At 56.6% G+C, this 8,848-nt stretch carries 7 protein-coding genes and 1 pseudogene; 3 read left to right on the top strand and 5 right to left on the bottom strand.

The features are described 5' to 3' along the window. The first annotated feature begins 101 nt into the window (after positions 1 to 101). Genes ABJF76_RS14845 through ABJF76_RS14855 form a run of 3 tightly spaced genes read left to right on the top strand, consistent with a single transcriptional unit; the run spans position 102 to position 4,836 of the window. Positions 102 to 1,412: a TolC family protein gene (locus ABJF76_RS14845; protein ID WP_413820876.1), complete on the top strand. Its 1,311-nt coding sequence runs from the start codon at positions 102 to 104 to the stop codon at positions 1,410 to 1,412. Then, positions 1,409 to 3,658 (top strand): ATP-binding cassette domain-containing protein, encoded by a 2,250-nt coding sequence (locus tag ABJF76_RS14850; RefSeq protein ID WP_413820877.1) that lies wholly within the window; start codon positions 1,409 to 1,411, stop codon positions 3,656 to 3,658. Before ABJF76_RS14845 ends, ABJF76_RS14850 begins: the two co-directional genes overlap by 4 nt. After that, a complete protein-coding gene (locus tag ABJF76_RS14855) occupies positions 3,655 to 4,836 on the top strand; it encodes an HlyD family type I secretion periplasmic adaptor subunit (RefSeq protein WP_413820878.1) in 1,182 nt (393 codons plus the stop codon). Before ABJF76_RS14850 ends, ABJF76_RS14855 begins: the two co-directional genes overlap by 4 nt. A gap of 104 nt (positions 4,837 to 4,940) precedes the next feature. On the opposite strand, the gene ABJF76_RS14860 is transcribed toward ABJF76_RS14855, so the two are convergent. From ABJF76_RS14860 to ABJF76_RS14880, 5 genes and pseudogenes are all read right to left on the bottom strand, one after another. After that, positions 4,941 to 5,864 (bottom strand): AraC family transcriptional regulator, encoded by a 924-nt coding sequence (locus tag ABJF76_RS14860; RefSeq protein ID WP_413820879.1) that lies wholly within the window; start codon positions 5,862 to 5,864, stop codon positions 4,941 to 4,943. Between the two features lie 74 nt (positions 5,865 to 5,938). Then, positions 5,939 to 6,913, bottom strand: a complete 975-nt coding sequence (locus ABJF76_RS14865; RefSeq protein ID WP_413820880.1) for an MBL fold metallo-hydrolase — start codon at positions 6,911 to 6,913, stop codon at positions 5,939 to 5,941. Positions 6,914 to 7,185: 272 nt separating this feature from the next. Continuing rightward, entirely contained in the window at positions 7,186 to 7,632 is a 447-nt protein-coding gene (dtd, locus tag ABJF76_RS14870) for a D-aminoacyl-tRNA deacylase (RefSeq protein WP_413820881.1), read from the bottom strand. Next, positions 7,629 to 8,303: a nitroreductase gene (locus ABJF76_RS14875; RefSeq protein WP_413820882.1), complete on the bottom strand. Its 675-nt coding sequence runs from the start codon at positions 8,301 to 8,303 to the stop codon at positions 7,629 to 7,631. Before ABJF76_RS14875 ends, dtd begins: the two co-directional genes overlap by 4 nt. Further along, positions 8,300 to 8,848: pseudogene (locus ABJF76_RS14880) on the bottom strand (primosomal protein N' (replication factor Y) - superfamily II helicase); the annotation flags it as partial. The pseudogene ABJF76_RS14880 and the gene ABJF76_RS14875, both read right to left, overlap by 4 nt.

Raw genomic sequence — 8,848 nt, forward strand, 5'->3', positions numbered from 1 at the left:
AAGAGGCGCGGGTCGGAGATCCGTAACCGCGCCCTTCCTCACAACGATAATAACCCGAAACGGGACGTACCATGGGGCAAGGTGTTAACAAGAGAGCGGCGATGTTTGTCGCGGTCTCGCTACAGGCGGGATGTATGGGGAGCGCGGGTGATCTACCATTCGTATCGCGTTTGAATTCAGGGGCAGATGCGCAAGTGTCGACGCCCCAATCGAGCGCGGCATTGCTGCAAACTCCGACCAATAACGATGAAACGCTGAACAGCGAAAGCTCGGTCATTCAGGGTCTGCTGGCCCGTAAATCCGTACTGCCGTCAGGCAGCGCTTATGAACAGGTGACCACATCCGTGCTGGCCGCCAATGCGCGCGCCGCAGAAACCGAATTGCGTGCCGCACGTTTGCGGGCCGAAGCGGCATCCAAGAACTGGTTGCCGACGATTGGGCCCAGCGTGTCGTTGAATTCGCTTGGCGACATCATCAGCCAGATCGTGGTGGAACAGGTCATTTTCGACAATGGTCGCAAAAAGGGCGAACGCGCCTTTGCCAAGGCCGACGTCGAAGTCGCCGCCGTTGCACTGGCCGAAGACACCAACGAACGCGTTGCCACGGGTCTTGGGCTGTATCTGAACGCCGCCGAAGGGCGCGAAACGGCGCAACTGCACCGCGTCACCCAACGCGAGATGGAGCATTTCGAATACATCATGAACGAACGCGTTCGGGGAGGTGTGTCTGACATGTCCGACTTGAACGTGATCCGCCAACAAACGGCTGAAATTCGTGCCTCAATTGCGGCAAGCGAAGAAACTGCAGCCACCGCGTTGGCCGAACTCAACGCCATGTCCATTGCGCCGCAGAACGATGTACGCGGGCATCAAACCTTGAATATCAGCGCCTCTGAGGCACAGCCCTTGGTCGTCACGCGGGCCAATGCGGAAAAAGAACGCACCATTGCGCAATCCTCGATTGATCGCGCAAACCAATTGCCGGGCATTGGCGCGCAAGCATCCATTGGTGAAAATGGTGGCGCAGGGATCACTGCGGGTGGGGCTAATATCGGTTTCGGCACCAGTGCGCGCCTGAAATCGATCGAGGCTGCTAAAGAGGCCGCAGGCCGCGTGGTTGCACAGGCCAACGAGGATTCAAACCGCACGTTGCGCAGCCTTGAAGGGCGTGTTGCATCGACAAACCGTCAGGCACAAGAAGCCCGCGGATTGACAGCGCAGGCGAAAACCAACCTAGATCTGTTTCGCGAACAATACGAGGCCGGGCGCCGCCCTGTCATGGACGTGGTGGGGGTCTACGAAACCTTCGCCGCCCGCCAAAACGCGGAAATCACATTAAAATATGACGCGTTGCGTCTGCAAATTGAACTGGCACGCGTCCAAGGTGTGCTGGCGGATGGAGATCAGATTTGACCCAGAAGCGCCCCTTCACGATGACCATCACGAATGGCAACCGCGCCAAAATTAGCGCGGGAACCGGCACCGGTGCTGTGTCGCCGCCTGCTGACAATGCCAATCACTTTGACGACCGTCTGCGCGCGCGCGCAGACCTTTCGGTCGCTTATGCGGGCATCCTTGGCCTCAATGCCTCTGCCAACGATTTGCACGAATCCTTGCGTGGTCTTAGCTCCAAAGGGGCGACGGACAAAGTCGAGGCGGGCGCCATTGCCAAAAGCTTGGAAACCGCTGGTTTGGTGGCGCAAGTCGTCTCTGCGCCACGTTTGAAACCGGATTTGTGGCCTGCACTTGCCTACATGACCAGTGGTCAAGTGGTGCTGGTGTTGGGGCAAACGCGCGGTGATCTGATCATTTACGACAAGACCTGCACAGATAATCGCGCCCATGTGCCAACGTCCGAATTTTCGCCGTTTTATGCTGGATTGATTGTGCGCGCCGAAGCGCCATTGGCCCGTGTCGCCGAAACGCACAAGATGGCCAGCGTCAAAAATCACTGGTTCTGGGGCGAATTCCACCGCTTCCGCAAGGCTTTGGCCGAAATCGCGCTGGGTTCGTTTGTGGCGAACCTATTGGCGGTGGCCGTGGCGCTGTTTTCCTTGCAGGTCTATGACCGTGTGATCCCGCACCAATCCGAGGCGACGCTTTGGGTGCTGGCCATCGGCGCATGCCTTGCGCTGTTGATGGAAGCCTTTTTGAAGGTTGCCCGCGCCCGTTTGATGGACGGCGCGGGGCGTCAGATTGAACTGAGTGTGTTGTCAGTGTTGATGCAGCGCGTCATGGGCATGCGCAGTGATCTGCGTGGCCAATCGCCGTCTATGACGTTCTCGGCGATGCGCGAATTTGGGTCTGTGCGCGAATTTTTCACAGCGTCGACCATTGGCACCATTGCTGACATTCCGTTTATCTTTGTCTTCCTGCTGCTGGTGGCATCAATTGCTGGCCCGGTGGTTTGGGTCTTGATCCTTGGCGGCATCTTGATGGTTGTGCCGGGATTCTTGATGCAAAAGCGCATGTTGCAACTGACGCAGGAAACTCAAGGTGCGTCCGCCAAATCTTCGCGGCTTCTGCACGAAGCGATCTTTGAACGCGACACGGTCAAAACCCAACGCGCCGAAGAACGCGTGATGCGCCTGTGGCATGAACTGACCACACTTAGCGCGATGAAATCTTCGGATCAACGTCGTCTGGCATCGGTTCTGACATTCTGGTCGCAGGGTATGCAACAGATGACATACTTGGCGGCTGTGGTTGCAGGCACCTATCTGGTTTTTGCCGGGCAATTCACCGTTGGGTCGATCATTGCGGTGGGCATTTTGACCTCGCGCACCCTTGCACCTTTGACACAGCTGGCGGGCACCATGGCGCGTTGGGGCAACGTAAAGGCCGCCCTTGATGGGTTGGATGCCATCGCCGAAGCCCCCCAAGACGTGATGTCTGACCGCACCTATCTGCGTCGCGACAGCCTGCGCGGCAATTTCGAACTGCGCGAGGTGCAATTCCAATACGAAGAAGACGGCGCACCCACAGTCGATATTCCGGGCCTCGCTATCTTGCCCGGTCAACGCATCGCAGTGTTGGGGTCGAACGGGGCGGGCAAGTCATCGCTTCTGAAACTTTTGTCGGGGGTTTATGCCCCGACCAAGGGCCGCATTCTGATCGATGGCACCGACATGAGCCAAATCGAACCGCGCGACCTGCGCCGTTTGGTGGGATATCTGGGCCAAGACGTGCGCCTGTTCACGGGCACTTTGCGCGACAACCTGAACCTGACAATGCTGGAACGCGACGACAATCGTTTGATGGAGGCTTTGGATTTCGCAGGCCTTGGGAAATTCGTCAAAGAGCACCACAAAGGGCTCGATCTTGAAATCCTTGATGGCGGGCAGGGCCTGTCAATTGGGCAACGCCAATCCATCGGTTGGGCGCGCCTTTGGTTGCAAGACCCTGCGGTGTGCCTGCTGGATGAGCCGACAGCCGCGCTGGATCAAAACCTAGAACGCACGCTTGTCAGTCGCCTTGAAAAGTGGATGGAAGGGCGCACCGCCATCATCGCAACGCACCGTGTGCCGATCCTGTCACTGACCAACCGCACACTTGTGTTGAACGGTGGTCGCATGACCATGGACGGACCGCAGGATCAGGTTCTTGCCCATCTAGGCAACAACGGCGCGCCAGTGCAGGTACGGGGTAAAATCGCATGACTGTTGCAAACACAAACCTCAGTGCCCAACTCGAAGCGGACTTGCGAGGCCCGTCATGGGTGATCTGGTTGTGCGGCGGCGCGGTTCTGGTCTTTATCTTGTGGGCGGCCTTTGCGTGGGTCGACGAAATCGTGCGCGGCCAAGGCGAGATGATTTCGTCTTCGCGTCCGCAAATCATTCAAAACCTCGAAGGCGGCATTCTAGCCGAACTGGCCGTTGCCGAAGGCGATACAGTGAATGAGGGCGACGTGCTGGCACGTTTGCAAAGCACGCAGTTTCAAAGCCAAGCGGACGACCTTAACAGCCAAATCACGGCCCTTGCTGTGCGCCAGCTGCGCCTTGAGGCTGAATTGGCCGGACAGTTCGATTTCTCGGTTCCGGCGTCGCTTGAGGGCCGTATGAAAGGCTTGATCGACAGTGAACGTGCTTTACTGAACGCGCGCCAAACAGACTTTTTAAGCCGCCGCGAAGGTGCGCAACGGGTACTGGATGAAGCGGCCAAAGAACGCGCCTTGCTCGAAGATTTGCTAGAACGCAACATCGTCGCCCTGATCGAAGTCACCCGTGCCCGCAAGGCGCATGCCGATGCGCGGATTTTGTTGGACGAGATCATGACGCAGACCGAATTGGAACGCGCGCAGGCCTATTCTGACACGCTCAAAGAACTCAACACGCTACGCCAGAACTATAAAGCGGCCCAAGATCAGTTGACCCGCACCGTGCTGGTCAGCCCCATGCGCGGCATCGTTAACAATCTGTCCGTGACCACCATCGGCGGCGTTGTGCGCCCCGGCGAAGAGATTTTGCAAATTATCCCGCTGGACGAAGAACTGTTCGTCGAAGCCCGCGTGTCGCCCAAAGACATCGCAGGCGTGCGCCCCGGCCAAGACGCGACAATCAAGCTGAGCGCCTATGACTATACGATCTTTGGATCGCTTAAGGGCGAGGTCAAATTGATCTCGGCCGACACCTTCAAAGACGAGCGCAAGCAAGACGGCGATCCGCATTACAAAGTGACCCTGCGTGTGGATGTTGCCAACTTAAGTGATCGCCAACGCAGCATCGCCATACGCCCCGGTATGCAGGCCGAAGTAGAATTGCACACAGGTTCAAAGACGGTTTTGCAGTACTTGATGAAGCCGCTCTATAAATCGCGCGAGGCGTTCCGCGAGCCGTAGGGCAATTCCAGCTTTCGGCTCAAAGTCAGTGCCTTTCTGCATCGCGGAGAAGCGGCCGCCATGAGATTAATAATTCCGAACGCTGCGTGAAAAACGAAGGTCGTCTAAGTTTTTTGCGCTTGGACCTTATCGCTCTTTCGCGCATGGCTGGGGCTCATTCCCAAGGCATCGCGAAAGGCGCGTGAAAAGGCACTTGCTGATGAATACCCATGATCATGCGCGACTTGATCGATTGTTTTTCTGCCGTCTTGAAGCGCTTGCCGAGCTTTAAGCAATCTCCAGGTCAAGGCATATTCACCGGCTGTTTGGCCAACATGCTGTTTGAATTTATTGGCAAAAGAAGATCGCGACATTCCAGCGATTGCGGCTAAGTTGGATAGTGAATGTCGCCAACCGTCCGCTTCATGGATCGCGGCAATAGCAAGAATAATGCGGTCGTTGCGTAACCCCGCGTAGAAACCGATCTTTGTCACGTCTTGCTCGAAATGAACCCGCAAGATTGAAGCAAAAAGCGCTTGAGATAGATGCTTTGCGACGATCCGCCCGCCAAGCGGGGTGGAATGCGTTTCGTTCACAATCAACGGCAAAAGGGCGGACATCAAAGATCCGATTTCAAGGTCATTGGAACGCAGCAGGATACAAGACGGAAGATCGCGCATAAACGGGTGTCGGTGTGTGAGGTCATATTCGAAGTGACCACAGATCATGCGTGTGGTTACCTCGCCGTCAAGAAAGGGTTCTTTCCCGCTTTCCATAGCGACAATGACGTCCTGCCCACGCATGGCGGGCGTATTGGGGTGGTCGCTTATGGCGTGCGTTGCCCCTTTGGGGAACAAAACCAAGTCCCCGACGCAGAGTTGTTCAGTACGGCCATCAAATTCGACAAAGGCATTGCCCCGCACGATGAAATGAAATTGGGCAAAACCGGTATCTGCGATGGACATTTTCCAATGACCGCAAAAGTTCTTTTGAAAGTAGATCGAGCTTTTGAAGCCGATAAGTTCCAGAACATCGCTTAGCGGATCCAAGATTTTCTCCGTCAGGTCATTGGGTTAGAAAGCCCCGGCGGTGTGGAGTTATCCGCCGGGGATTGTGAGGTAGCTTAGGACACAGAAACCGGTGTGTACAAGAAGCCATCACCGTTGACGGACATCCGTCCGATGCCTGGGAACGGGAAGTGGTAGCCCGCGACCAGCAGATTTTGTTCTGCAGCCATTGTGAACAGTTTGCGGCGTGTTTCCACGGCTTGTGCCGGGTCATGTTCAATGCCCAAGGCCCATTCAGGTTCGTTGGTCCCGACAATATAGTGCACCGACGTATCGATCAGGTGCAGCAGGGATTCTTCGCCACTGGTCAGTTGAACGGCCATGTGGCCCAACGTATGGCCCGGCGCATCAAGAACTTTGATGCCTGGGACAATCTCGTCACCGTCTGCGACGGTCTTGATCTTATCCTTGATTGGGTTGAGCTTATCGTTGGCGATGCTCAGCATCAGGTTGCCAAAGTTCGCCTCTGCCGTCGGCGCTGCTGTCCAGAACTCAAGTTCTGCCGCGTTCATGTAATGAGACGCGTTCGGGAAACAGGCGACACCGTTCTGGGATACACCACCGATGTGGTCAAAGTGGCCATGCGTTAGGAACACGTGTGTGATGTCGTCAGGCGACACGCCTACTGCCTTGAGACCGGCAAATAAACGACCATTGTCGACGTCTGCGTCAGGCAAAGTCACGTCACCTTGGCCCGTGTCGATCAGGACTTTTGCGTCGCCCGTTTCAACGAGCAGGACCTGACCTTGCATATTCGCGAACTCTTGCGGCAGGCCGTATTTCGCAAACAGTGTATCAACGCTTCCTTCAGGTTGGTTGGCGCCAAAGATTGCGGTTGGGACCGTGAACAACATGTCGTCGATGACAGTCAGGCGCATATCGCCCAACGAGAATTGTTGAACCGCGCGCATTGGCAGGTCTGAAGCACCCGCTGCGGCGGCTGGGTTTGCAGAGGACAGAATCGCCGGAGCGGCGACAGCAAGGGCACCCCCCATCAAGGCGGCGCGGCGGTTGATTGTAAGATAGGACATGAAATTCTCCCTTTGAACATTATGTCCATCGACTATTGCGCAGGGAATTTGGCACCTGAATGCCTGTAAGTCCAAAATACGATACATATCGTACAATCATTTATCAGGAGCCCGTTTGGTCTGAGCGGTATCATCCCCCTACAGGAAAGGCTTGCCAACGCCCGTCAAGGACTGCGCTTAGCTCTGCCGGGTAGGGACGTTCACATAGGAAACGGTCATTGGCGTAACTGCAGTGATCGTCGGGAGGGGGCCGTTATGTCGATCTTTGCGGCTCATCCTGCGTCCGTATCCAACCAGATTGTCACCGGTCCGTCATTGCAAAGCGATACATCCATATCCGCGCCAAATTGACCCGTTTCTGTTGCAATCCCAAGACCGCGTAAAGCGTGGGCGAATTGCAGATAAAGCGTTTCAGCCTCATCCGGTTTGGCCGCCCCTGAAAAACCCGGACGATTGCCGCGCGAAGTGTCTGCCGCGAGCGTGAACTGGCTCACGACCAATGCACTGCCTTCGGTTTGCAAGATCGATAGGTTCATCTTGCCCGCGTCATCCTTAAACAACCGGAGTTTGGAAACTTTTGCAGCCAGCGCACGCACCGTGTCAAAATCATCGTCGGGCATTGCGCACACGAGGATCAGCAAGCCTGCACCGCATTGACCAACAACGGCCCCGTCCACAGCGACTTGAGCGTGGCTGACACGTTGCAACAAAGCCCTCATGCGTCACGCCAGTCGGTGATGTCATCCACTTCGGCCCGGTCGGTACGGAAAGTGTTGGCAGGGTGATCGGGGTCTGCGTATCCGAATGAAATGGCGCACAAGACCATGCGATCTTCGGGGATGTCGAAATGATCGCGCACAAATGGGGCTTGGGCTGCGACGGCGGCTTGCGGGATGGTGGCAATGCCAAGCGATTGTGCGGCCAAACAAAAGGCGGTCACGAAACCGCCCGTGTCCATCGCGCCGTAGGCCCCAAGAACGCGGGGTGACGTGATGATCGCCACATGTGGTGCACCGAACAGGCGATAGTTTTCCATCATCTGCGCAGTGGTCGCGGGACGGTCCCCTTTGGTGATACCCACGGCGTCATAAAGCTGAAACCCGCACGCGCGGCGGCGCTGGCCATAAACGCCCGGATAGCTTTCGGGCCACGGCAAGTCGGGTGTGGGCGTCGTCGCGCTGGCACTTTTGTAAAGAGCGTCACGAAAGCGATCTGTCGCCGCACCTGTTGTCACGATGACCTGCCAAGGCTGCGCGTTGCACCAACTTGGCACGTGGCGCGCGGCACGCAAGATCTGATCGATTGTGTCCTTGGGCACGGCTGACGGCAAAAACGCGCGGCAGGAAAAGCGCCCGGTTAAACTGTCTAATACCGCGTCATAGGCCGTCATTGTTGCATCGCCAGTACAAAGCCAATGGCCCCGGCGATTAGCAAACCAGCCAACACAGCCAAGGCGATTTTACCCTTGGAATAGGGGCGTTCACCCTGCACGCGGCCGGTGCGTCCGTTGACCACAAAACGGTAGGTTTCGCCCCTGTATTTGTAAGCGGCAAGCCAGACGGGCAGCAGCACATGTTTGAAGGTCACTGCGCCCATTTTTGTGTCGACTGAGTGAATGCGCTGACGATCGCCGCCAATGTCAAACCGAACATCGCGGGCGATCACGCGGTCCATGTGGGCGCGGGCCTCGACAAAACCGGTCTCAAGATCGACAGAATATCCCTCCGCTCGGAAACCGGCCAGAAATTCAGGGGCATAGGGTTGTAAAGCGCTTAGGTCCCATGGTTCCAACGCGTCGGTAAAACGCTTGGGCAACGAGGTTGAGGCCAATACCAGCACATCGTCAAAGAAACGCGCCACCTTGCCGCGCGCACGGTTCCAGCGGACCTTGGCCACTTGCACTTGGGTACGTTTCCCGTCGCGCATGACGGTTTT

Source organism: Tateyamaria sp. (genome assembly GCF_039940735.1).
Lineage (GTDB): Bacteria > Pseudomonadota > Alphaproteobacteria > Rhodobacterales > Rhodobacteraceae > Tateyamaria.

Excerpts from the sequence above, each read along its gene's own strand:
- ABJF76_RS14845 (WP_413820876.1), top strand. The coding sequence starts at position 102 with ATGTTTGTCGCGGTCTCGCTACAGGCGGGATGTATGGGGAGCGCGGGT.
- ABJF76_RS14855 (WP_413820878.1), top strand. The coding sequence starts at position 3,655 with ATGACTGTTGCAAACACAAACCTCAGTGCCCAACTCGAAGCGGACTTG.
- ABJF76_RS14865 (WP_413820880.1), bottom strand. The coding sequence starts at position 6,913 with ATGTCCTATCTTACAATCAACCGCCGCGCCGCCTTGATGGGGGGTGCC.
- dtd (WP_413820881.1), bottom strand. The coding sequence starts at position 7,632 with ATGAGGGCTTTGTTGCAACGTGTCAGCCACGCTCAAGTCGCTGTGGAC.
- ABJF76_RS14875 (WP_413820882.1), bottom strand. The coding sequence starts at position 8,303 with ATGACGGCCTATGACGCGGTATTAGACAGTTTAACCGGGCGCTTTTCC.